The sequence below is a fragment of the bacterium SCSIO 12741 genome (genome assembly GCA_024398055.1).
Taxonomy (GTDB): domain Bacteria; phylum Bacteroidota; class Bacteroidia; order Flavobacteriales_G; family Salibacteraceae; genus SCSIO-12741.
In genome coordinates this window covers 5,065,219-5,088,786 of the sequence record CP073749.1, presented here as the reverse complement: position 1 = coordinate 5,088,786, position 23,568 = coordinate 5,065,219, and the positions used below count along the sequence as shown (strand labels likewise).

General features: G+C 44.1%; 17 protein-coding genes. 11 read left to right on the top strand and 6 right to left on the bottom strand.

Translation table 11 applies throughout. From position 1 onward, the window contains the following. Positions 1-48: 48 nt before the first annotated feature. The 4 genes from KFE98_21630 (at position 49) to KFE98_21615 (ending at position 3,874) form a co-directional block, all read left to right on the top strand. Positions 49-909: a hypothetical protein gene (locus tag KFE98_21630; protein ID UTW62564.1), complete on the top strand. Its 861-nt coding sequence runs from the start codon at positions 49-51 to the stop codon at positions 907-909. Positions 910-922: 13 nt separating this feature from the next. After that, positions 923-1,804, top strand: coding sequence for a hypothetical protein (locus KFE98_21625; protein UTW62563.1), 882 nt, complete (start codon positions 923-925; stop codon positions 1,802-1,804). A gap of 163 nt (positions 1,805-1,967) precedes the next feature. Continuing rightward, on the top strand, positions 1,968-2,849 hold the full coding sequence (locus KFE98_21620; protein UTW62562.1) for a hypothetical protein: 882 nt from the start codon (positions 1,968-1,970) through the stop codon (positions 2,847-2,849). Then, positions 2,849-3,874 (top strand): c-type cytochrome, encoded by a 1,026-nt coding sequence (locus KFE98_21615; protein ID UTW62561.1) that lies wholly within the window; start codon positions 2,849-2,851, stop codon positions 3,872-3,874. The genes KFE98_21620 and KFE98_21615 overlap by 1 nt, the downstream gene beginning before the upstream one ends. A 1-nt stretch (position 3,875) precedes the next feature. Here the strand turns inward: KFE98_21615 and uvrB are convergent, their stop codons facing one another. Both uvrB and KFE98_21605 read right to left on the bottom strand, forming a co-directional pair. After that, positions 3,876-5,897 carry an excinuclease ABC subunit UvrB gene (gene uvrB / locus KFE98_21610; GenBank protein UTW62560.1) on the bottom strand — a complete coding sequence of 674 codons (2,022 nt, stop codon included), beginning with the start codon at positions 5,895-5,897 and terminating at the stop codon, positions 3,876-3,878. Positions 5,898-5,954: 57 nt separating this feature from the next. Then, positions 5,955-7,814 carry a M1 family metallopeptidase gene (locus tag KFE98_21605; GenBank protein UTW62559.1) on the bottom strand — a complete coding sequence of 620 codons (1,860 nt, stop codon included), beginning with the start codon at positions 7,812-7,814 and terminating at the stop codon, positions 5,955-5,957. An 80-nt stretch (positions 7,815-7,894) separates the two neighbouring features. On the opposite strand from KFE98_21605, the gene KFE98_21600 reads away from it, so the two are divergent. Both KFE98_21600 and dacB read left to right on the top strand, forming a co-directional pair. Continuing rightward, positions 7,895-8,173, top strand: coding sequence for a DUF493 family protein (locus KFE98_21600; protein ID UTW62558.1), 279 nt, complete (start codon positions 7,895-7,897; stop codon positions 8,171-8,173). A gap of 67 nt (positions 8,174-8,240) precedes the next feature. Further along, on the top strand, positions 8,241-9,671 hold the full coding sequence (gene dacB, locus KFE98_21595; protein UTW62557.1) for a D-alanyl-D-alanine carboxypeptidase/D-alanyl-D-alanine-endopeptidase: 1,431 nt from the start codon (positions 8,241-8,243) through the stop codon (positions 9,669-9,671). A 10-nt stretch (positions 9,672-9,681) separates the two neighbouring features. Here the strand turns inward: dacB and KFE98_21590 are convergent, their stop codons facing one another. Together KFE98_21590 and KFE98_21585 are read right to left on the bottom strand one after the other, a co-directional pair. After that, on the bottom strand, positions 9,682-10,392 hold the full coding sequence (locus KFE98_21590) for an adenine nucleotide alpha hydrolase (protein ID UTW62556.1): 711 nt from the start codon (positions 10,390-10,392) through the stop codon (positions 9,682-9,684). A 54-nt stretch (positions 10,393-10,446) separates the two neighbouring features. After that, complete coding sequence (locus KFE98_21585; protein ID UTW62555.1) at positions 10,447-11,916, bottom strand: hypothetical protein; 1,470 nt, start codon at positions 11,914-11,916, stop codon at positions 10,447-10,449. A gap of 164 nt (positions 11,917-12,080) precedes the next feature. Between KFE98_21585 and KFE98_21580 the strand changes: the two genes are divergently transcribed. The 5 genes from KFE98_21580 to KFE98_21560 all read left to right on the top strand — a co-directional run bounded on the left by KFE98_21580 (position 12,081) and on the right by KFE98_21560 (position 18,035). Continuing rightward, positions 12,081-12,341 (top strand): type B 50S ribosomal protein L31, encoded by a 261-nt coding sequence (locus tag KFE98_21580; protein ID UTW62554.1) that lies wholly within the window; start codon positions 12,081-12,083, stop codon positions 12,339-12,341. 170 nt (positions 12,342-12,511) lie between these two features. Beyond that, positions 12,512-13,675 carry a GlmU family protein gene (locus tag KFE98_21575; protein UTW62553.1) on the top strand — a complete coding sequence of 388 codons (1,164 nt, stop codon included), beginning with the start codon at positions 12,512-12,514 and terminating at the stop codon, positions 13,673-13,675. An 83-nt stretch (positions 13,676-13,758) separates the two neighbouring features. After that, positions 13,759-16,200, top strand: coding sequence for an endopeptidase La (gene lon / locus KFE98_21570; protein UTW62552.1), 2,442 nt, complete (start codon positions 13,759-13,761; stop codon positions 16,198-16,200). A 294-nt stretch (positions 16,201-16,494) separates the two neighbouring features. Continuing rightward, positions 16,495-16,851 (top strand): BlaI/MecI/CopY family transcriptional regulator, encoded by a 357-nt coding sequence (locus tag KFE98_21565; protein UTW62551.1) that lies wholly within the window; start codon positions 16,495-16,497, stop codon positions 16,849-16,851. Next, on the top strand, positions 16,851-18,035 hold the full coding sequence (locus tag KFE98_21560; GenBank protein ID UTW62550.1) for a TonB family protein: 1,185 nt from the start codon (positions 16,851-16,853) through the stop codon (positions 18,033-18,035). The genes KFE98_21565 and KFE98_21560 overlap by 1 nt, the downstream gene beginning before the upstream one ends. Before the next feature lie 85 nt (positions 18,036-18,120). On the opposite strand, the gene KFE98_21555 is transcribed toward KFE98_21560, so the two are convergent. Both KFE98_21555 and KFE98_21550 read right to left on the bottom strand, forming a co-directional pair. Next, a complete protein-coding gene (locus KFE98_21555; protein UTW62549.1) occupies positions 18,121-20,523 on the bottom strand; it encodes a T9SS type A sorting domain-containing protein in 2,403 nt (800 codons plus the stop codon). Next, complete coding sequence (locus KFE98_21550) at positions 20,454-23,240, bottom strand: exo-alpha-sialidase (GenBank protein UTW62548.1); 2,787 nt, start codon at positions 23,238-23,240, stop codon at positions 20,454-20,456. The genes KFE98_21555 and KFE98_21550 overlap by 70 nt, the downstream gene beginning before the upstream one ends. Positions 23,241-23,568: the final 328 nt, after the last annotated feature.

The following is a 23,568-nucleotide window of genomic DNA, read 5'->3' as shown; positions in this document are numbered from 1 at the left end:
ATGTTTGTACGTATTTTTAATTAGGTTATGTTGTAATCTTGTATCAGGATGAAGATAGCATGGATAATAGGAGTTATTGGGGTGGCTTTGGCCTTAACTTCCTGCAGCAAAAAGGGATGTACAGACAGTAGAGCTCGTAATTTTTCAGCTGAGGCTACGGAAGATGATGGAACCTGTATTCTCGCAGGATGTACCGATTCTAAAGCAGAAAACTATGTGAGTTGGGCTACAGAAGATGATGGCTCATGTACTTACCCGACGCAAGGAGACTTAGAGTTGGCTTTTGATTTTCAGGTCAATGGTCAGGCCCTGGAATACAACAAAACATTCCAAACGGTTGACCAGAAATATGTTTCTTTTTCAAGGGTTCAGTTCTACGCCTCTGGAATCAATGGATGGGCCGATAGTACTCATTCGCCTAAGCATGACCTTTCCGATGTTTACCTGTTGGTTAATCCGGATAACAAGACTTACTCCATTGGAAAAATGGATCCGGGAGCTTATGTGGCCACCTACTTTTCTTTTGGGGTAGATTCCTTGACCAACAATACGAAACAGCCAGTAGATTTTGAACAAGGACATCCCCTTGGATTTCAAGATCCGAATATGCACTGGGGGTGGAGAGCCATGTACCAGTTTATCAAGTTGGAAGGAAAGTTTGATTCAGATGGTGATCAGATTCCTGATTTAGATTTTGAATACCATATAGGTGCGGATCAATATTACCAGCAATTGGTATTTTGGGACAAACCTTTTACCATTGAAGTGGGTAATACCACACAGATGGAGATTGTAATGGATTGTGGAATGTTTTTGAATGGGGTGGACATAGTAGCCAATCCGACCTCGCACTCCACGGACGCAACCTCCAACGCGATCATGGCTAATACAAGCCAGGTCTTTAAGTAAGAAAAACAGCGCTATGAGAAAGTTAAAACAGTTGTCGGTTCTTCTCCTCGCAAGCCTTGTGTGGGTCAGCTGCGAAAAGGGAAAGGAAGGATGTTTAGATCCTGCCGCCGAAAATTATGACCCATTGGCGTCGAGATACGGTCCTTGTGAATATGCTACCGATACGGGAACAGTTGATCCCAATCTGATTGATGTAAAAATCCACATTGAACCGCTTGTGAAGGGATCACCCTTTGTACTTGAAACGGTATTTCAAGATAGCTTGAATCGAAATTTCAAGTCATCCAGTTTCCGTTTCTATGTGGCTAATGTTCGCTTAATTGATTCCGATCGAAACAAACGTCAGGTAACCAAGACCGAACTCATTGATCACAATACATTTCCGCCTGTTCCTGCAGGTTCTCCTACTTGGGACAAAACCATTGAAGGTAGAGTAACCAAGGGTACGTACAAGGAATTGTACATGGGTTTTGGAGTTGATGCTGAACTCAATGAAGAATACCGTCCTTTGGATTATCCAACAGATCATCCACTCAACACCACTTACAATGGAATGGGCTGGAGCTGGAAGGATAAGTACCGTTTTGCAGTTATCGAAGGAGATATAGACTCAATTGGAAATGGTGGCACCGATCGTGCTTACTACATCCATACCGGGTATAGTGATCTTTACAAGTTCAATTCCTTTGATCTGGGTACTCCAATTACATTTGAAGTGGGAAAAACCTATCACCTGTATTTTACCCAAGATATTCTTCGGGTATACTCTGGCTTAGATATGGCTACTGAGGATGGACGCAGTCATACTCAAAATGCTGAAAAGAAGGAAATCTCCATCAAAATTCAGGAGAACCTGGCTCAGTCACTTACCTTTTCCCGCTACACGGTGGAGTAATTTGAGCTCAATTTTTGAGCATCTTCAGGTAAAGTATTTTATTTCTGAACAAACCTCTCCCGTAATCTGAGGTTTATTCTTATAGACTTTAGTGTTTGATTTTCAACGTGATTAACTAATTGTTGAGGTCTCTTGGTCATGCACTCCCTAAAATCACAACCTGATGAAAAAGATTACACCCATTTTAGCCATTCTTTTAATTAGCCTGACTTGGGCTGGATGTAACAGAGGTGAGGAAGGTTGCCTCGATCCGGCGGCTGAGAATTTCAATCCATCAGCTTCCCGTTATGGTCCTTGTGAATATGCTATGGATACTGGGGATATTGATCCCAATATGGTCATTGTCAAAATTCATGTAGAACCTAAGGTCAAGGGGCAAGCCTTTGAATTGGAGAAAGTCTATCAAGACAGTTTGAACCGGGATTTTAAAGTGTCTGATTTCCGATTTTATGTAGCCAATGTGAATCTTATTAATTCTGAAAATAAGGAGCATCAAGTGACTAAAACGGAGCTCATTGATCACAACACTTTCCCGCCCATTTCACCCACGCAACCCACTTGGGACAGAACTATTGAAGGATTTGTGATGCCGGGAACTTATCAGGAGTTGTTCATGGGATTTGGCGTCGATCCTGAATTGAATGAAGCCTACAATCACATGGACTATCCGTCAGATCATCCCTTGAGCATTGCCTATACCAATATGGGATGGCCCTGGAAGAGTAAGTACATTTTTGCGACCATTAATGGAAACATTGATTCAGTGGGTAACGGAGATTTGGTAGAACATTTTTATATCCACTCAGGATACAGCGACCTGTATCGAACGAACAGATTTGACTTAAAAGATCCCATTAACTTTGAGCCAGGTAAAACCTATCATCTTTATTTTGAACAGGATGTCTTAAGGACTTTTTCTGGTCTGGATATGGCCACGGAAGAAGGGAAAAGCCACACTCAAAATGCAGAAAAGAAGAAAATTTCGATTCAATTTCAAGAGAACTTGACGCATTCTTTAAAGTTCTCCCGATATACAGAAGATTAATGCGAAACTTCGCCCTTTTACTCCTTTTAATCCCCATTCTCGGATGTCAACGAGATGACCTTACTCACCCCAATCTTACCCGAACCGATTCTGGTTGGGAATTGAAATTACCGGAAGGTTTCCCTCAGCCGGATATTCCGGCATCTAATCCTATGCATCCCAATAAAGTGGAGTTGGGAAAACGGTTGTTTTTTGAGAAGCAATTGAGTCGAACTCAGGAATTGTCCTGTGGTACATGCCACCAGCCTGCTTTGGCTTTTACCGGTGGTGTGGCCATCAATCCTGGTGTAGAGGATAGAATAGGTATTCGCAATGCTCCCACACTTTCGAATGCGGCCTATCTCGAAGCCTTCATGTTTGACGGGGGACCTAAAAATCTCGAAAACCAGGGAATGTTGCCTTTTGATGATCACAATGAGTTTGACTTCAATTTGATTCACGCCACGGAGCGAATTCGTGAGGATTCTACCTATGCCGGCTTGTTTGAAAATGCTTTTGGAAAACCGCTTGAACCCAAGTTGATACTTATGGCCATGGCGGCCTATGAGCGCACCTTGTTGTCAGGCAATTCTCCTTACGATCAATACCTAAATTCCGGGAAAACAGAAGGGCTTAGTGAGTCGGCCTTAAAGGGACTTGAGCTTTTCGAGAGTGATCGCCTCCAGTGTTCCAATTGCCACACGGGGTTGTTTTTTACCAACCACAATTTTGAAACGAATGGTCTGTATCGAGCGGGGCAGGATTCAGGTAGAATGCGCGTTACGCTCGAAGAATCTGATCGTGGTTTGTTTAAGGTGCCTACCCTCAGAAATCTGAGATACTCGGCTCCCTATTTTCACGATGGTCGTTTTTGGACCCTGGAAGAGGTGCTCGATTTTTATTCCGAAGAAGGCATGGTTCATCGCGGAGATTCTACTCGGGGACTTCATCTCACAGAGGGTGAGAAACAAGATTTGATGGCATTTTTAATGAGCCTAAGCGATTCGTCCTTTGTTCAGGACCATTTGAAAGATGGCACTCCCTGACTTAATCCTCTTTCAGCATTTTCTTGTATTCCGCAATCTCGTCACGGAAGGCTGCTGCTTGAATAAAGTCTAATTCCCGAGCTGCTTTTTCCATTTTCCGGCGGGTCTCCTCAATCTGCTTCTTGATTTCATCCTGGGTCATGTACTGCATCACCGGATCAGCCGCCATATCCTGAGGTTCAGGTTCAATGTAGGCATCTTCGATTTTGTAACCCACAGAAGCTACAGAGGTCTGCTCTATAATTTGCTCCTTGGTTTTCTTCAAGGCAGTAGGCACCAGGCCGTGTTCTTTGTTGTAAGCGTCTTGCTTGGCTCTTCTGCGTTCGGTCTCGTCCATGGTTTTTTGCATGGATTCGGTGATTTTGTCAGCGTAAAAAATCACCAGTCCGTTGACGTTTCGGGCAGCCCTACCGGCCGTTTGCGTTAACGATCGATCGGATCTCAAGAACCCTTCCTTATCGGCATCTAATACAGCAACCAAAGAAACTTCAGGTAAATCCAATCCTTCTCGCAACAGGTTAATTCCTACGAGCACATCAAATTTACCCAATCGCAAATCGCGCAGAATTTCCACCCGCTCAAGGGTATCTACTTCGGAGTGAATGTAACGGCAGCGAATTCCGATTTTGGTCATGTACTTGGTCAATTCCTCAGCCATCCTTTTGGTGAGTGTAGTTACCAATACCCGTTCCTCTTTTTCTACCCGAATTTGAATTTCCTCAAGTAGATCATCCACCTGGTTGATACAAGGGCGTACATCGATAATTGGATCTAACAATCCCGTCGGGCGAATCACCTGATCAACTACCACTCCGTCGCTTTTTTCCAATTCATACTCCGCTGGAGTTGCACTTACGAATATGGTTTGTCCCATCATGGACTCAAACTCTTCGTATTTCAAGGGGCGATTATCCAGGGCTGCGGTCAGGCGGAACCCATAATCTACCAGATTAACCTTGCGAGATCGGTCACCTCCGTACATGGCTCGAACTTGTGGAACAGTCTGGTGACTTTCATCAATCACCATGAGGTAATCATCCGGGAAATAATCCAACAGACAGAAGGGGCGAGTGCCAGGAAGTCGTTTGTCGAAATAGCGGGAATAGTTCTCAATACCTGAGCAGTAGCCCAGTTCGCGCATCATTTCCAAATCGTAGTTCACCCGATCATCGAGGCGCTTGGCTTCCAAAAATTTAGAGTGGTCTTTAAAATACTGGACCTGATCCAACAAATCGGCTTGAATGTCTTTCATGGCCGCCTGCATGGTATCCTTTCCAGTCACAAAAATGTTGGCCGGATAAATATTGACCGATTCCAATGGGGTAATTCTCAGGTTGGTTTCCGGGTCGAACGATTCAATCGACTCGATCTCATCGCCCCAGAAAACGATGCGAAAAGCGTGATCAGCATAGGCGGGAAACAAGTCTACTGTGTCTCCTGTTACCCGAAAGGTTCCCCGCTTAAACTCGGCTGTAGTTCTGGAATAAAGAGCTTCTACGAATTTGTAGAGGAGCTTATTCCGGCTAATCATTTCTCCGGTTTTTATGGTAATCACACTGTTGTGAAATTCAGCCGGGTTACCGATACCATAGATACAAGACACGGAAGAGATAACAATCACATCTCTTCTACCAGACAATAGGGAAGAGGTGGTGCTTAATCGCAGTTTCTCAATTTCCTCATTGATGGACAAATCCTTTTCGATGTAGGTATCATTGGACGGGATATAAGCCTCAGGTTGGTAGTAGTCGTAATAGGATACGAAGTACTCCACGGCATTCTCCGGAAAAAATTGCTTGAATTCTCCGTAGAGCTGAGCCGCCAGGGTTTTGTTGTGACTAAGGATAAGTGTCGGGCGGTTTACCTCCTTAACTACATTGGCCACGGTAAAGGTTTTTCCTGAACCAGTAACCCCTAAAAGCGTCTGATAGGGATCTCCATTGTTTAGACCGGCAACCAATTCTTTAATGGCCTGGGGCTGGTCTCCTGTAGGCTTAAATGGAGATTCAAGTTTGAAATTCATGGCTCGGAAAATTAGGGTGTAAAAATACAACCAATTCAGCGAACCAAGGGGGCATTTTTATTTCATGATGGATCCAGGATACACCGGCTTTTGTCTTCCCGGAAATCCATTGTTGCTCCCATCCACATCGGCCACTCGCTGGGTGGGATCCAATTCAATGCTTGCAACATTCTCGAAGTCCATATCCAACTCGATTTGATAGCTTGGGTAGGTCCATGGCCAAGGTTTGCAGGTAACCACATTTTCATCGTTGTCGAATGATTTGGTACCACGCATAGCTCGCAGTGGGATGTAGTAAAGGGTCTTGTTGCCTTCTTTATCAGTAAGTAGCACTTCCACGGGCATTGGAATGCTACCATGATTGGTGATTTCCAGAATAGTTTTCTTGTCTCCACGTTTAAGATCTACACCATAATCGATGGTGCGGGTGGTACCCAAAAAGTGCGTAAAATACCAATCCAGATCCATGTCAGATGTTTTTTCCATGACCCGCTTGAAGTCATTCGGAGTTGGGTGTTTGTAGCGCCAGGTGTAGTAATATTTGCGCATTCCCGCATAAAACAGGGAGTCACCCATGATGTAGGATAGCTGCTGAAGAAATACGGCTCCTTTGTAGTAAGAGTTTATTCCGTAATGTCTGTTTTTGTGGTAGTAATCAGCGTGTGTAGTGAGTGGCTCAGCCTCTGGGTTGGTCGCAATGGATAGGTATACATTGTAGGCCCGGTAAATGGGGTTAAGCGCTCTCTTTTTGTACAAGGAATCCAAAACGATGTATTGAGCAAACTGGGTAAAACCTTCGTCCATCCATGGGTACCTGGTTTCATTGGTCGCAAGCAGGCCATAATACCAGCTGTGAATGGATTCGTGTACCGTTACGCTAATCAAGCCACCAATTTTCCCGGTTCCGCTAATGAGTGTGGCCATGGGATATTCCATTCCGCCATCTCCACCTTGAATCACCGAGTATTGCTTGTAGGGGTAAACGCCGAATTTTCCATTAACGATTTCGAAGTTCTTGACCGTTGCAGGTTGCAGCTTTTTCCAGTTATCGATAATGGAAGAATCATTGAGGTAGAAAAAGTGGAGGGTTAGTCCAAAATCGGTTTCTACTTCATCATGCAAGTAGTCAGGGTCTGCAGCCCAGGCAAAATCGTGTACCCGGGGAGCTTTAAAGTGCCAGGTCAATTCTTTTCCTTTTGGACGCACCACAGGCTTTCCTCCGGTAGAGTAGCCATGCCCAATTTCTTCGGGATTCTGAAGGTAGCCCGTTCCACCAACTACGTAAGAAGAATCCAAGGTGATTTTTACGTCAAAGTCACCCCAAACGCCGTGAAATTCGCGACCTACGTATGGATCAAGCATCCAGCCTTCGCGATCGTATTCCGCCATTTTAGGATACCATTGAGCCATGCTGTAGTCTACGCCTTCGGCATTGTTCCGTCCGTTACGACGAATTTGCTTGGGAACCTGAGATTCGAATTCAACGTCCAATTCAATCGACTTTCCCGGTAGCAAAGGCTCGTTGAGATCCACAGTCATTAGGGTTCCATCAATTTCCTTTTCCACCTTATCTCCATTCACCAATAGTTTATTGATTTTGTGGTATCCGATTTCATCTGGCTTCAATTGAGAAATACGACTTCCTACCCGTGGATCAGGATCCTCGATAGACAAGGAACGAGAGTCCATCATACTTCCCGGTTGAAAAGCATTGAAGTAGAGGTGAAAGTACACTCGCTTCAAAGTATCAGGAGATTGGTTTGTATACTTAATTTTCTGGGTACCTGTCATTTGGTGGTTTTCCACATCCAGGCGCACATCCATCTTATAATCAACAGATTGTTGCCAGTAACCGGATTGTGATTTTAATCCAAATGAAAGAAAAGCCAGACCAACGGTCAGAATTAAATACTTCATAGTTCCTCAATTGAGCGCCGAATATATGATCTTTGCATCAAATCATCGGCCTATTTAGGATCGGTGGGTAATTGCGCGTTATGAGTGGAACGGGAAAAGATTTTGAAGCCCTAAGGGCCAAGTTGGAGGAAGAAGGAAAGTACCCGAAGCTGTATTTGTTCAAATTCATCATTCCTTCAGACAACAGAACCCTGGCCCTCGTAGAGGCCTTGTTCTCCGATGATGCCATTATCGATTTAAGATCCTCCCGCAACGGCAAGTACCTGAGTATTTCTGCCAAAGAGGTAATGACCAACTCCGACTCGATCATTCAGCGGTATCAAGAGGCCATGAAGATCGAAGGGGTGATTGCCCTTTAAGAAGGAATCTTAATCTCCCGTTTTTTTTCTGATCATTCCGGTATAGTTTTGGTTTATGCCTAAGGGAATGAAATCAATAGTGCTTTTATTTTGGAGTTTGTGCACGGTTGCTGCCGTGGCACAGGAGAATTGGCAAACGACGGTCGATTCCTGGATGAAGGATCCTGCTTTGCAACACGCTTCCGTTGGATTCAAGATTCAAGAGATCAAAACTGGAAAGGTTTGGGCAGCCCACGAATCCGGTCAAGCGGTTATTCCGGCCTCGGTGCAAAAACTGGTGACCACCTCAGTAGCCTTGGATTACTTGGGAGAATCCAGGACATTTCAAACCCGGTTGCAATTCAGTTCTTCCGCTATTTCAGATGGGCACCTCGATGGTGATGTTGTTCTGTTGGGTGGAGGTGACCCAAGTTTGGGTTCGCAATACCACAAACCATTGGATGAAGCAGTTCAGTCCTGGATTAAGGTTTTGAAGGATAAAGGCGTTACTCATGTTGATGGATCGATCATTGCGCGCAATTCACTTTTTGAACCCTACACCGTTCCCCGAACCTGGATCTGGGAAGATATGGGAAACTACTATGGCGCTGGGGCGTCTGGGGTAATTGTTCACGACAACATGTACAAGATTCATTTTCGTTCACCTGCTGAAATCGGGGCTCTTACGGAGGTGGTTAAAACCGAGCCGGAAATTCCAGGCCTCCAATTGCAAAACCGTGTTGTTTCGGCCAAGGGCAATCGAGATAATGCCTATGTGTTTGGCGCTCCGGGACAGTACAACCCAACCATCGAAGGCAGTATCCCTGCCAATCGATCCGATTTTCCAATCAAAGCCGCCATGCCCAATCCGGGATTGTTTTTAGCGCAGTATTTCCAGACCAAAGCCGAGGAAGCCGGAATTCAAATTGAAGGTGAGCCTCAAATGGAAAATACCGAAGGAGAAAAAAAGGCAGAAGACGTGTTTAAATTGAAGGGGTTGAGTGTTGGCCAATTGATTTATCACACCAATCGAAAGAGTGTCAATTTATTTGCGGAAAGCCTGCTTCAACAATTGGGGTTAAAGAGAGCCGGATTTGGTAGTACTAAGTTGGGGATTCAAGCCTTGGAACACTACTACGATTCGGTTGGTATTTCCAGAGCTGGCGTACACTGGGAAGATGGAAGCGGACTTTCACATTTTAACACGACAACGGCAGATTTCTTAGTCGATGTCTTGCAATTCAATTCTCGACAATCCTGGTTCGGTGTATTCAAACACTCTCTCCCTGTAGCAGGTAGAAGCGGAACGCTAAAAAGTATGTTTCGTGGAACTCCAGCCATGGATCGAATATGGGCTAAAAGTGGCAGTATGACCCGAGTTCGATGTTACGCCGGTTACCTTCAAACAGCGGACGGAAAAGAATATGCCTTCGCTCTGTTGGTCAACAATTACGAGTGTACGTCTTCCCAAATGAAGCAGAAAATCGAAAAACTACTTGTAGAAATTGTGGGTGATTAAGTGCCTGGAATTAGTCTTTGGGGATAAGGTCGCAAAACCAAAAGCCTAAAGATTCTTTGCTTGTCGTATCAGGATTTTTGTACTCGCGGAAAACATGTTCGCCCAAATCAAAGAGGATAGGGTATTGAAAGATGGGACCGTCGTAACAGAAGGTGTGAAACTCGCCATTTTCTCCGCATGGATCAACGTTTGCAGGTAAATCGTTGAGGAAGCTTTCATCGATATCTCTTCCCACGAAAGACTCTTCCAACAATTCAGATTTGATGCACACAACAACGGCTTTAAATCCCTTATCCAGGAAGTCATAAATCAGTTCCCTGGTGTCTCTTTTCCAGAGCGGAAAATGACTGGTTATTCCAAAGGGCTTGAGTTGCTCTTCTCGGTAAGATCGTAAGTCTTCCAGGAAAATATCTCCAAATCCACAATGCGAATAGCCTTGACCTTTTAAGCTCAAAACGGATTGCTCCATAATTCGATTGTAGTCTTCCATAGTGGGTTCCTCCGGTAATTCGATCACGGATAGTGGGAGCCCAATCGACTTCGCTTGGCGTTCCAATAATTCTCTTCTTAGCCCATGCATCGACACTCGATTGTGGTGGCCGTTGACCGAGGTAAGCAATTGATCTACTTCGAGCAATCCTTCTTGTTGCAAATAATAAAGGGCTAAAGAAGCATCCTTTCCAGAACTCCAATTGAAGTAGGCTTTTTGATTCTGAGACATGGTGCGAAACTAATGATCTACAACGATGCTAATAGAGAAAAGGGGGGAAGAGGGCTACAATTCGTAAGCGCCAATATCGGGAGTGGCATCTCGTGCCTTGTCCTCCAAATCCGTTTGATCGGTCATCGTAGCCGTAATATCCGGGTCACCGGCATCCACTGCGACAGAACCCGAGTACAGTTGGTTTTCTCCGGCAGAAGGCCCCTTAAAAACCGGGGTAGCATTGCCATTTTCAGGATTAATCAGGCAATCGACGAACATGGGAGCTGATGGATTTTCCCATTCGGTTTTGATAATACAATGGTCAAACACAACATCGAAAACCTGGCCATCGGCACTGTCGAGTTCAATTTCCTCGTCTTTGTTGCCGTAAAAAGAACAATTTCCAAATCGAACTTTCAGGTCTTTGTTTTGAGTCGTTCCCTCTAAATCCTGGTAGTAGTTATTGACAAAGAGCAGGGGCTGCTGACGGTTATGTCCACTCCAATAATTGGCAAAGGTGCAATGGGTGAAGGAGTAGTCTCCACCACCATTAATGGCTACATCCTGGTTTCCTATGTTGTAGATTTCCACATTTTCAGCTACCAAGTTGAAATTCCGGCTAAGAATTCCAATCCCCACCATGTTTTTGATGATGGTTTTTTGGAGGATTAATTTGTTAGGAGATATACTGGCATTGGGATCGAAGGGGAGAGTTTCCACTTGAAGTCCAACAAAACCGTTTTTGATAATGGTATGCTTAAATGAGCTTTCCGCACCCTCATTGATCCAGATGCGGTCCCATTGTCCGGCAATGTCATCAAATCCGGCTTCCAAACGATCACCCTGGAAAACAACTTCTTCGTCCTTTTCACCTTCGCAGCGAATGGCTCCACCTTGGTAGACCCAAATACCGGCTCCATCGTGCAGGTGCACTTGAGTTCCTTTTTCAATTTTTAGGGTGAGCGAACTATCCACCATTAAATAACCGTAGATGACATGAGGCTTATCATTGGTCCAAACAATTTCGTCACCAACAAATACTTGATCCTCGTAACTTGAAATCCGGGAAAAGGCGGGTAGTCCCTGAACTTGTTCCCGCGGTCGATAGTAATAGGCATCCTGGCCCCAAGCCGTAAGCTTTACCTTTTGTTGGGTTCCATTGGTCATGAAAACCACATTGTCTTCCACTATAAAAGGATTGTTTACGTTGCCCGGATCTACGGTAACTTCTACGAAAACAAAAGCAGAATCTTCACCTCGAATCAACACGTCCGTTTGTTCGCCAGGAATTCCATCCACATTAATTCGAAACATAGAGGCCGAGCCTTGTTCCAAACTGATATCAGAAACAACGATGTCTTTACGGCTTCGGTTGTAAATTTTGAAAGAGTGCGTGGTAGAGCCTAAAGCGGTGAATACGGTATCGAACATGACCTCCGAGCTCGAAAACTCCAAGGCACCTTCTTCCTCCAATCCGAGTTGCTTTTTTTTGCATCCCCAAATGGCGAGTCCGGCAATAAGTACAACCAGCAATTTTTTCATCGGCTCAAAAGTAGTTAATTGTCTCCCTCAGCAATGGCTTAAAACCAGCCAGTTTAATGGCTATTCATACGGTTATTGTTGAAAATTATTGTGAGACGCTAAATATTACGGGAATTTCGTTTATTTTTGCAGGCCGAAATCGTAGAAGAAGAAAAAGAAAGAAGATGAAAAAAGATATTCACCCCGAAGCGTACCGAATGGTTATTTTCAAAGACATGTCTAACGATTTCATGTTTTTGGGTAGATCAACTGCTCCATCAAATGAGACAGTTGCATGGGAAGATGGAAACGAATATCCATTGATCAAATGTGAGATCACAAACCAATCGCATCCATTTTACACCGGTAAAATGCAATTCGTGGATACTGCCGGACGTGTGGATAAATTCCGCAACCGTTACGCTAAGTTCGCGAAAAACAAATAAGCGAATTACTTCCGCTTTAAGCGGCAAAAATGATATTGAGGAAAACCGCCTTGCGAAAGCAGGGCGGTTTTTTTGTTTACCTACTTAAGGAATTTTTGGAGGTTCAGATTTGTCCCTGAAAATTCGATAATCGAAATTCAATTTTCCTTTCAGCCATTTATATTTGAGCCATGAACACGATCCTATTTGACACCCGTTGGGAAGACTTTCTCCCGCTTACTTATACCCGCCCTGTTTCTGATCTAAGAATTGGTATTTGGACCATTGCCGAGAAATGGGAAAAACACTTAAACCAAAGTGTTTCCTGCCAAACCGAGGACTACCTTCAGGAGAAGTATCCTTTGGTTAAGGAAGGCCAAAACAGATGGATTAATTCATCGGTATTACCGGATCAGGAATTGGTGGCTGCCATTCAGAACATGACTCCCGGATCGACTTTAAAAAGGGGAGATGTGGAAATAGCTCGTGTAGAAGATGAAGCAGGAATTTCTGAAGGAGCCACAGTGGAGTATGAAAGCGATGTGATCGTAATCAATTATCCCTGGGATTTGTTCTTGAACAATGGTGCGGCTGTTAAAGAAGATTTCAAATTATTGGGAACTCCTACCGGAGCGGATTCTCTGAGAGCGCGCAACCAGGTTTTTGGAGATCAAATTTATGTGGAGGAAGGTGCCAAGGTTCAAGGAGCGATTTTGAATTGTGAAACGGGGCCCATCTATATTGGAAAGGATGCTGAGATCATGGAAGGTTCTGTGATTCGCGGACCATTTGCTCTTTGTGAGCATGCAACGGTTAAGCTAAATGCCAAAATTTATGGGCCTACAACCATAGGTCCCCACTCCAAGGTGGGCGGCGAAATCAGCAACTCCATCATTTGGGGGTACTCCAACAAAGGTCACGATGGATTCATTGGAAACTCAGTTCTGGGTCAATGGTGCAACTTGGGAGCCGATACCAATAGTTCCAACCTAAAAAATAACTACGGATTGGTTCAAGTATGGAACTATCCCAAGAAGGGTTACCTAAACTCTGGTCAACAGTTTTGCGGGTTGATTATGGGGGATCATTCCAAAACCGGAATCAATACGATGTTGAATACGGCAACCGTTGTAGGAGTTAGTTGTAATCTATATGGGGCCGGGTTTCCAAAGAAGTTCATTCCGTCATTCACCTGGGGTGGAGAAGGGAAGTACTTTGAATACCGGGTAGAAAAGGCGTATCAAACTGCAGAGCTGGTGATGGAACGTCGATCTACTGAACTTTCGGAGGAGGATCGCCGTATTATGAAAGAGGCCTACGAGCGGGACCAAGACTTCCGCAAAAATTTCAGTTAATGGCCTTTTGGCATAGCGCTTGACTATAGTGTTATTGTATTGAAAAGGGTCAGCATTACTGACACAATGACGCTGGAAAAAATATGATTGATAGATATGACGTAATGGCGATGGTAGAGGGAATGGACGACAGTTCGGAGTTTATTCCACTGTTTTCCGCTGAGGACGAGGAATCTTTAGCCAACGAAGCAATTCCTGAAAACCTGCCAATATTACCGCTTAGAAATACTGTACTGTTTCCTGGAGTAGTTATTCCAATTACTGTAGGAAGAGATAAATCCATATCCCTGGTTAAAGATTCTTATAACAAGGATAAAACCATTGGGGTGATCGCTCAGAAGAATCAAGACGAAGAGGATCCTGGATTTTCAGACTTACATTCCATTGGAACCGTAGCAAGAATTATCAAAATGCTTCGGATGCCTGATGGAAATACAACCATCATCATTCAGGGAAAACGGAAGTTTCGATTGGCTGAATTGACTCAAAAAGAGCCCTACTTAAGAGCTCGGGTTGAGGATTTTCCAGACATCAAACCTGAAAAAGAAGATGAAGAATTTAATGCCTTGGTGAATTCGATCAAGGACTTGTCTTTAGACATTATTAATAAATCGCCCGAAATTCCTACAGAGGCAACCCTGGCGATTAAGAATATTGAGAGTTCTTCCTTCCTTATCAACTTTGTGGCTTCAAATATGAATGCCGATCTTGATGAGAAGCAGAGCATTTTGGAAGAGCAAAGCCTGTCTAATCGGGCGAAGAGAACCTTGAGGCATTTGACCAAAGAACTTCAGTTGCTTGAAATCAAAAATGACATTCAATCTAAGGTTCGTTTTGATATCGACAAGCAGCAGCGTGAGTACTACTTGCAGCAGCAGATGAAGACCATTCAAGATGAATTGGGTGGTAATCCTCAAGATCAGGAATTGGAGGAAATTCGTCAAAAAGGCGAAAAGAAAAAGTGGGATAAAAAGGCAGCCGAGCATTTCGACAAGGAAGTGGCTAAGCTTCAGCGAATGAGTCCGCAAGGAATGGAATATTCCGTACAGCTAAACTACCTTGAATTGCTGGTGGAGTTGCCTTGGAACGAATTCACCAAAGACAATTTTGACCTCAAACGTGCCCGTAAGATTCTGAACAGGGATCACTACGGATTGGATAAGATTAAAGATCGAATCATTGAGCACCTGGCCGTATTGAAGCTTAAAGGTGATATGAAATCGCCGATTCTTTGTTTTGCAGGTCCTCCGGGAGTAGGTAAAACCTCTTTAGGTAAATCCATTGCCGAAGCTTTGGGCAGAGAATACGTTCGGGTTTCTCTGGGCGGATTGCGCGATGAGGCGGAAGTAAGAGGTCATCGTAAAACCTATATCGGTGCTATGCCCGGTCGGATCATCCAGAATGTGAAGAAGGCGGGAAGTTCCAACCCGGTTTTTATACTCGATGAAATTGATAAAGTGGGAAGCGATCACCACGGCGATCCATCTTCTGCTTTGTTGGAGGTATTGGACCCGGAGCAAAACGAGGCCTTCTACGACAACTTCCTGGAATTGGAATACGACCTGTCACGAGTGATGTTCATCGCCACGGCAAACGATCTATCCTTAATTCACCCAGCACTTCGCGACCGATTGGAGATTATCCAGTTGACGGGATATACCGTTGAAGAAAAGGTAGAAATTGCCAAAAGACACCTACTTCCCAAGCAATTGAAAGAGCACGGAATGGACAAGACATCCGTGAAAATGGACAAGAAGGTGCTCGAAAGATTGATCGAAGACTATACTCGGGAATCCGGAGTACGTGGTCTGGAAAAGAAAGTAGCTCAGGTAGTCAGAAAATTGGCAACCAAGGTGGCCATGGAAGAGGAATACGATTCCAAAGTGGTAGCCGATGGATTGCAGCCCTTGTTAGGGCCTGGATACCCGAAAGATAAATACGAGGCATCCGATGTAGCTGGTGTAGTAACCGGCCTGGCCTGGACATCTGTGGGTGGTGACATTCTCTTTATTGAATCTTCCATAACTCGTGGAAAGGGCAAATTAACCCTAACCGGAAACCTGGGTGATGTGATGAAGGAGAGTGCCGTAATTGCACTGGAATACCTCAGATCGCATGCTGAATCCTTTGGACTGGAGCAGGAAGTATTTGATCGATACAATGTACACGTTCACGTTCCTGAAGGAGCCACACCTAAGGATGGTCCTTCCGCAGGAATTACCATGTTGACTTCTTTGGCATCGGTTTTTACTCAGCGCAAAATTCGTAGCAAATTGGCTATGACTGGTGAGATTACTCTTCGTGGCAAAGTACTGCCGGTGGGAGGAATCAAAGAAAAGATCTTGGCGGCCAAACGAGCCAATATCAAGGAAATCATTTTGGCAGAGAGCAACCGCAAGGATATCGAGGATATTAATCCCGACTACTTGAAAGGATTGACTTTCCATTACGTAAAAGAGATGACTGAAGTACTCGATATTGCTTTGCTGAACCAAAAGGTGAAGAAAGCTTTGTCTGTGGCTTGATAAAGAAGGTCAGGACTATTTTTACTACTCAACTCATTCGGATTTGAAATCCGAATGTAAGAGTCGCGGATTTTATACTGAGCTTGCGACCTCATGAGCGAAGTGAGTAATCCGCAGCTATAGCTTTCGGATAGCATATCCGAAAGAGTGTAAATCCGAATGAGTAGTGTATAACTAATTGAAATTGAAAACCCTGTTGCCCCGAGTGACAGGGTTTCATTTTACGGTTATTAACTAAAAGTTTAGTTATAAAACTAAAATGTATATATTTGTAACTATTAAAACCTGTTTGATATGGAATTGACCAAGGCTGAAGAGCAAATCATGCAAGTATTGTGGAAGTTGAAAAGGGGAGTGGTACACGACATCATTGCCGAGCTTCCAGATCCCAAACCTGCTTATACAACTGTGTCTACTTTGATTCGAATTTTGGAAAAGAAGGGATTTGTAGACCATAAAGCCTATGGTAAAACCTACGAGTATTTTCCCAAGATTTCAAGGAAGAAGTATTCTGGAAAAATTGCAGACCGGTTTTTGCAGGGATACTTCGATGGCTCCACACAAAGCCTGGTTTCCTTTTTCGTAAAAGAGAAGAAACTTAGCACCAAGGAGCTGGAAGAAATTTTGAAACAACTAAAATCCGATTCCTGATGAACCTCCAAGATATTATTCTGTTTCAAGTCATGCTTGGCTTGGCTGTAGGGCTCACCGAATGGGTCATTCTTCGAGCTGGATTCCTCCGATTCAATCGCATCTGGCTTTTGCTCTTGCCTTTGGTGAGTATGATCATTTGGCTGCCTTTATCCGGTTCCATCCCTGGAACCCAATTTGCTCAGGTATTGCCCGAAATTCAAGTTTCATTGACTCCGTATGAAGCAACTTCCGGATGGTCTTTCATGAGTGTGCTCATTTTGGCTTATCTCAGTATAAGTGCTTTTTTCTTTGTTCGATCCTGGTTGAGGGTTGGCGCATTGTTTCGTAAGGGGCAAGTGGCTCCTAACGGACTTTCCCCTTATTCAGTAAGGTTTGTTGATGGCCAGCCGACCCAATCTTTTTGGAAAACCATTTTCCTCAATCCCAAGGATCGGTGCGAACCTTGGATTTTGGCCCATGAAGAAGCGCATATTCAACAATTTCATAGCCTTGATCTGATTTGGGTGCAGATTTTCTGGGCATTGAATTGGATTAATCCACTCATGTGGCGTTGGCGAATGCTGGTCAGGCAAAACCACGAATACCTCGCAGACCGAGCCGTATTGGATCAACCCAGCTCTTCCAAAAACGACTACATCCGATTGCTACTCGATAAGGCATTTGACACCCGGCACTTTTCTGTCGGACATACATTCTCCTGGAATTCATTAACATTTAAACGTATAAAGATGATTAATCAAGCTCAAAAAAGAAGCCCCTTGAAGATGGGGCTGGGTTTAGGATCGATTCTGTTCTTAGGCCTCTGGATTGCTGCGTGTAATCCAACCACTCCAAGTCCGGTGAACCCGGAAGAAACCGCTGAAGAAAAATCGCACAAAAAAGTGGATCAACCACCCTCGTTTGAAGGTGGCAATCAAGCTCTTTTTGCCTGGTTGGGCAAAGAGTTGAAATACCCTGAAGACTGCAAGGAAACGGGAATTGAAGGAAAGGTGGTTGTTGCCTTTGTGATTAACGCTGAAGGTGGAATCGAACAAGCCGAAATCAAGCAGAGTGTTCATGAATTGCTCGATGCTGAAGCCCTTAGGGTAGTCAATGCTATGCCGAAGTGGGTGCCGGGTATGCACGATGGACAGAGCGTATCGGTGAAGTACCAATTACCGATCATGTTTGCGATGAATTAAGATCATTGTATCCTAGAATGATAAAAAGTAAAAAGCCGTCTGATAATCAGACGGCTTTTCTATTATACGGGTATGATCTTCTTTTTTAGTAAATCACAAAAGTGGTTTTATACACCTGCCCGTTTTTGGTTCGGATCAATCCGAAAAAGGTACCTGGCTGAGGGTTGAGAATAGAAACGTTAGCCTCGTTGCCCTGGATTTCGGAGTTTTCCAATTCTACTCTTTTACCCAAAACATCTCTTACCTCTACTTCCTCAATCTCCATTCCATTGGAAAGACTCACCTGAAAGGTTCCTGAATTGGGGTTTGGAGTTAAAACAAACTGAATTTGCTCTTCTTCCAGCTCTTGTTCAGTAGAAGTTACTTCGGGAGCTTGGTCCTTACTACTACTGCTTGAAGTAGAAATGCCGGAGCATTCCCCAAAATGATAGCACAGCATGTTTTTTACCTGAGCCAGAGCTCTACCGCTTAGTGAGGTTTCGTATTGCTTGAGCTGTTGGTATTCAGTAGTTCCCAAGTCCCGAATACCTTCCTGTACGTCGATTAGAGTGATGATGTAATTCTTAAACGTTACAAAATCAGCCATTTCCTGTCGCATGGAAGAAGGGTACTGCTGAAGGTTGGAGGTGATGCTTTGCAATTCGGTGCTACAAGAACTTAGGTCCTCAATGCCCAAATAAGAATCAGCCAATTGACTTCTTAAAACCTCATCTCCCCGGGTAGTAATGCGACTTCGGTAGTCCGCCCAGTTTAGGCTACTCTTGTGACCCAAATCATAGATGGTAAGCAAATCCGATAGCTCAGTCATTTGACCTTCCAGGTCAGCGATGTGGGATCGTTTTTTACCTCGCATGGTAGCCGAGGTAAATCTCGCCTGGTCAATCTGATTGTAGAGCGATTGAGGCATAGGATTGGGCTTGGTTTGCAAGAAGTCCATAAAATCATCGTCCTGGGCCACTTCAATATTCAAATCAATAAGCTGCTTATACCAGTTGTGAGAAAATACCGAATTACTCTTTTTACCCACTTCCATCATAATGTCCTTCGAAAGGTAGGGGCTGTAGCTGATCAATTCCTGTTGGGTAAAATTCAGATTTGAAGAATTCACCTGATTAATCAAATGATAGAGGTAGCTGGAATTTCCGGCGTCATTCAGATTTTGCAAGTCATTCACTGCTTGTGTCCAACTATTCTCTGCTGTAGCCCTATCTGCTTCAAAGGTCGTTACATGCTGCGCTGAGAGCATGGACTCTGTCGATTGATTCACGATGAAGCTGGTGAAAGATGATGGACAGGAATGAGCGCTGTTTGCTGTATTCCAGATAAAAATATTTCCCTGATTCTGACTGGCCAAAGCCGGTGCCTGGTCCTGAGTAGAAGTCAGGTAGTAATAGTGTTCGTCACCGTCTGTCCGGAAGTGTTTTCTGGAAGAAGGGTTTCCATAGATATTGGAGAACACATTACCTGCTGATTCATCCGTGCTACCTTGGTAGTAACGAATACCAGCCTGAGTAGTGGGAACAAATGAACCAACCACATATTGATCATGCAATTCGTTGGATTCGTAAGTGTTACACAGCCATTGAAGTCCGGAGTAAAGGCCTGATTTATTAAGACCGGTAGCGTAGTTCCCCGTTCTTAACTTTCTATAGGTATTCCGATATATCTGGTTTTGCTCGTGACCTGAGTTATTGGTCCAAACGCCAATTGTTTGACTGTCGCTTACTTCACTTTCAAACAGGTTTCCTTCTACTTTGAATCCGGTACACATATCCAAAACACACTGGTTCATCGACGAAATGTCGCCTGGGTGTTCGGAAGAATACATGAACCAGTTTCTGGTTACGGTTGGATTGTCAATAACGGAAAGGTGCACTCCTTCCAGGCAGTCTTCAAACTTACAATGATCGATCACCAGTGTATTCTGCGTGTTGGAGTTCATGGCAAAGATTCCCGTTTTCAGGTTTTTAAACGTACAGATGTCGTAATTCAGTTCGCTAAAATTGTCATGAGCTGTGGCTACTAAACTTAAGTTCTTTCCAACCGCCAAAAAGCCTGCGTCCATGGTATAAATACCTGTGGTGCGATCCACATTACCTGTTCTGCTATCTTCAAAATCACAACCAATTACCTTAACTCCATTTACATTGTACATGCTAATTGCCGGACCAATGGTGGTGCCCAGGTAAAGATCATTCCAAATGAATTGACAATTGTCAAACTTGCCAATGTTGGGATATTCAAAATTGGGATTGTTGGCAGAGTAGTAGTGATAAGTGTAATAGGCTGCCGATCTCCAGTTGTTTCTAAAGGTACTGTTCGAAGCGTTGACAATTCCGCCTGTGGTGGACCAATGACCATGTTTCCATACGTCAATGGCTTCCTTGGCATTTTCAATCAGAGCTTGATTTCTGATAATCAGTTGCCCCTGGTTGCTAACGGTTCCCTGAGATAAGCTGTTGTCACCCCAAACTTCAATTCCACCCAAAAGGCGTCGCAGTAGTTGGTCAGAGTACCGCCGTTTACATCCAGTTTTCCTCCTGGTTCGATCATGATTTTTACTCCGCGGGACAGCTGAATTGTACTTGTAATTTCAAGAGTAACCCCCGATTTGACCAACACATGGGTATTGATTCTTTTCGGTTGATCCCAAAGCGTATTGGAGTTAATTGGATTCGCATAAGAACTACTAGTGGGTATAGATACCTCCGTTTTCCACATACCTCTTCCATAGGTGGACGCATAAAGTGTGTTTGTGCAGTAGTTATACTTCAATCCGGTGATCGAAACCTTAGGTAAGTTTTTGGAAAAACATTCCCATTGCGACATACTGCTTGTTCTGTAATAGATGCCCACACTGGTAGCGCAAAAGATCAAATCGTTGTCATCTTCCACCGTAAGTAAGCGCTCCACGGGAAGGGCTGGGAGTCCTTCAGAATAGTCGCTAAAGGTAGCTCCACCATCAGTGGATTTGATAACTCTAAAGCGTTCATCCGTAATGGTGTTGTTTACCTCATGAGTTCCTCCAATTCCACAATACAGCAGGTTGGGATTGGAGTGATCCACGGCAAGGGCTCTAATATGTACACCATGGGTCAAAAGGTCTTTGAGCGTGTTAGTTGTGGCTCCTGCATCCAGGCTGACCATTGCGGTGGTTAAATCTGACCACATATCCCCATCATCGGTTGATTTGAACAATTTTCTATCATTTCCCTGCCTATTCCTGTCTGCTGCGTAAATAACGTCGACATCTCGTTCGCAAATCGCGATTGGCCCTATTCCGTTTTGTGCGTCGCCAATGTTTACAATTCGTGTGTCGTTTGCCGAATAGTTTATAATAATGTCTCCATCGCTTCTTAAGCCTCTGGCAAATCGCTCTGGATGGTGACGGTATTGAATAAAATAACCACCGAGATAGGTTTGCCCGTTACCTACAATTTGCTCACCATTGGGACCCAAAACAATGGGATTTGGAGATCCTAATTTGTCTTGAATTCCTTCATAAGCATTTTCGCCGACAATGGCATCTGGATAATCTTGTTGAATCATGGCCGTAGAACTCTCATGGGCAAACCCATCGGCATCGGAGTAACTTAAATCTGCATTTCTATAGATCATTGTATGATCTTGAAAAGCATACACAGTGCGGCCAGTTTGCTCGTGAACGTCAAAGGCATGAATTAGATTTATAGACAGATCACCATTTAATGACTGGATTTTGGGAAAACCTATAAGACCATTTGGAACCAAGGCAGCCCCGCCATCATTTCCGAAAAGAATTCGATCGCTACCGTTTATGCTCAATATTTGGGAACATCGGTAATCATCATGATGTCCTTCATTTCCTATAACATCATTGATGGTAACAGCACTCGCCGCCGGGTCTGGGTCCGAATCATCAAACCGCAACAATTTTTTGACTGCTCCCCAATAAAAAACGTTGGCATCGTTAGGAGAAGCGATCAACTCATTTTTATAAAAACCTCCCGGCTTACCATCTGGAGCAAAAAAAGTAACATAAAAGGTGAAGTCGTTGATTACATTGGTGAATGTATTGCCATCATCTGTGGTTTTGTACACCCTTCTACGAGGTGAATAAACGGGCTGACCTTGGGAATTGTAGGATGAAATGTATCGGGTATGAATCTGCATATAGAAGCGGTTTCCCACACTGTTTGAGAAGTCATTAAAGGAAAGTTCTTCATCGCTTAGTAAAAAATTAGCCGAGATGTTGCTCCAGGAGTTAATGGATACCGTGGATCCTGAAATGCTAATTTGGGCTTTATACAATTCCGATCCAGGAGAGTAGAGGCTTTTTGTATTGACGAAAAAATTATTGTTGTTCACATGGATTTTAAAAAATTTCTTGTTCGTGGTAATGTATCCCGGAGGAGCTCCCAATGTGGACCAGGTTTGGCCATAATCAGATGAATAATAAATCTGTTCTCTGGAGGCAGCAAAAAGTAACCCGTTTACGGTAGGGTGATAGTCCAGCCAATAGAATTGGGGTAAGCCTGCCGCACCCGGTATTTGGCTCCAATTTACTCCTCCATCGGTACTTCGGATGACCCCTCCTACAATTTCGTCCCTTCCTCCCCATGTGGTAGATGTTCCGGTAATCGCCAAGAGGTGATCGGGGTTATTGGGAGCAGCAATAATTTGCTGAACCCCTAATACTGGAAAATTCAACCCGTCGGTGACACACTGCCAGGTCACACCCATATCGGTTGATCGCATGATTCCTGATGTACGCGTGCCAATGACGATGTGATTCAAATTGTTGGGATGATTGTATATCGCATCAACCCATCCGCCTCTTTGGCCGTAATCGTCTGATGGGCCCATGTGTGTGGGGCCGTCACTTACCCAATCGGCAGGGTCATTTGCACCGCAATTGAGTGGGCTGGTGTAAATGGATTGAATGGCCTTATTGTAATTGGCCATGCTGTAACTCCCATCCTCATTGATGTCGTAATTCTGAAACGAATAGTTTAACCATCGATCCATTTTCTTGAATTTGGATCGATCTTTTTCGTCCGTAGATTGGTGAAGCTGATTGTACTCCTGGAGCAACTCTTGATAGGTGGGCTGCAACTTGGGATTCTCGCTCGATGCATCTACGGCATTTTGCTGTACTTGACTCCAACATAATGGGGCTATCAAAATCCCAATTACCCAGAGCAAGTTTTTTTTCGCATTGATCATTTTTCTTTTGATTAAGGTGTTATTAGTAGTGTTTAGTTAGGTCCTGGAGGAAGATGCGTTGAGGTCATCATACCAGGAAATAAGGAGTGTTAAGCCATTGAGGATAGAAGTTTAGGTGGGCCTACTCGTTTAAGATTTGATCCGCTTTTCGGCATCCGCAGATTGGTGCAATCCGGGTTGCCCGTCAACAAAGTGGTTGAGGTAACCCGTTGAAAGGCAAAGCTATTCGAGGGTTAGTCGGAGCTTGTCAACAGATGTTAGTTTGTTGGAATCATATGTAAGGTAGAATGGCTGTAGGAAAATTGATTTCATTTTCTCAAGTTTCTAT

Excerpts from the sequence above, each read along its gene's own strand:
- KFE98_21550 (UTW62548.1), bottom strand. The coding sequence starts at position 23,240 with ATGATCAATGCGAAAAAAAACTTGCTCTGGGTAATTGGGATTTTGATA.
- KFE98_21580 (UTW62554.1), top strand. The coding sequence starts at position 12,081 with ATGAAAAAAGATATTCACCCCGAAGCGTACCGAATGGTTATTTTCAAA.
- lon (UTW62552.1), top strand. The coding sequence starts at position 13,759 with ATGATTGATAGATATGACGTAATGGCGATGGTAGAGGGAATGGACGAC.
- KFE98_21605 (UTW62559.1), bottom strand. The coding sequence starts at position 7,814 with ATGAAGTATTTAATTCTGACCGTTGGTCTGGCTTTTCTTTCATTTGGA.
- KFE98_21615 (UTW62561.1), top strand. The coding sequence starts at position 2,849 with ATGCGAAACTTCGCCCTTTTACTCCTTTTAATCCCCATTCTCGGATGT.
- KFE98_21600 (UTW62558.1), top strand. The coding sequence starts at position 7,895 with ATGAGTGGAACGGGAAAAGATTTTGAAGCCCTAAGGGCCAAGTTGGAG.
- uvrB (UTW62560.1), bottom strand. The coding sequence starts at position 5,897 with ATGAATTTCAAACTTGAATCTCCATTTAAGCCTACAGGAGACCAGCCC.
- KFE98_21620 (UTW62562.1), top strand. The coding sequence starts at position 1,968 with ATGAAAAAGATTACACCCATTTTAGCCATTCTTTTAATTAGCCTGACT.
- dacB (UTW62557.1), top strand. The coding sequence starts at position 8,241 with ATGAAATCAATAGTGCTTTTATTTTGGAGTTTGTGCACGGTTGCTGCC.
- KFE98_21585 (UTW62555.1), bottom strand. The coding sequence starts at position 11,916 with ATGAAAAAATTGCTGGTTGTACTTATTGCCGGACTCGCCATTTGGGGA.
- KFE98_21575 (UTW62553.1), top strand. The coding sequence starts at position 12,512 with ATGAACACGATCCTATTTGACACCCGTTGGGAAGACTTTCTCCCGCTT.
- KFE98_21560 (UTW62550.1), top strand. The coding sequence starts at position 16,851 with ATGAACCTCCAAGATATTATTCTGTTTCAAGTCATGCTTGGCTTGGCT.
- KFE98_21565 (UTW62551.1), top strand. The coding sequence starts at position 16,495 with ATGGAATTGACCAAGGCTGAAGAGCAAATCATGCAAGTATTGTGGAAG.
- KFE98_21625 (UTW62563.1), top strand. The coding sequence starts at position 923 with ATGAGAAAGTTAAAACAGTTGTCGGTTCTTCTCCTCGCAAGCCTTGTG.
- KFE98_21630 (UTW62564.1), top strand. The coding sequence starts at position 49 with ATGAAGATAGCATGGATAATAGGAGTTATTGGGGTGGCTTTGGCCTTA.
- KFE98_21590 (UTW62556.1), bottom strand. The coding sequence starts at position 10,392 with ATGTCTCAGAATCAAAAAGCCTACTTCAATTGGAGTTCTGGAAAGGAT.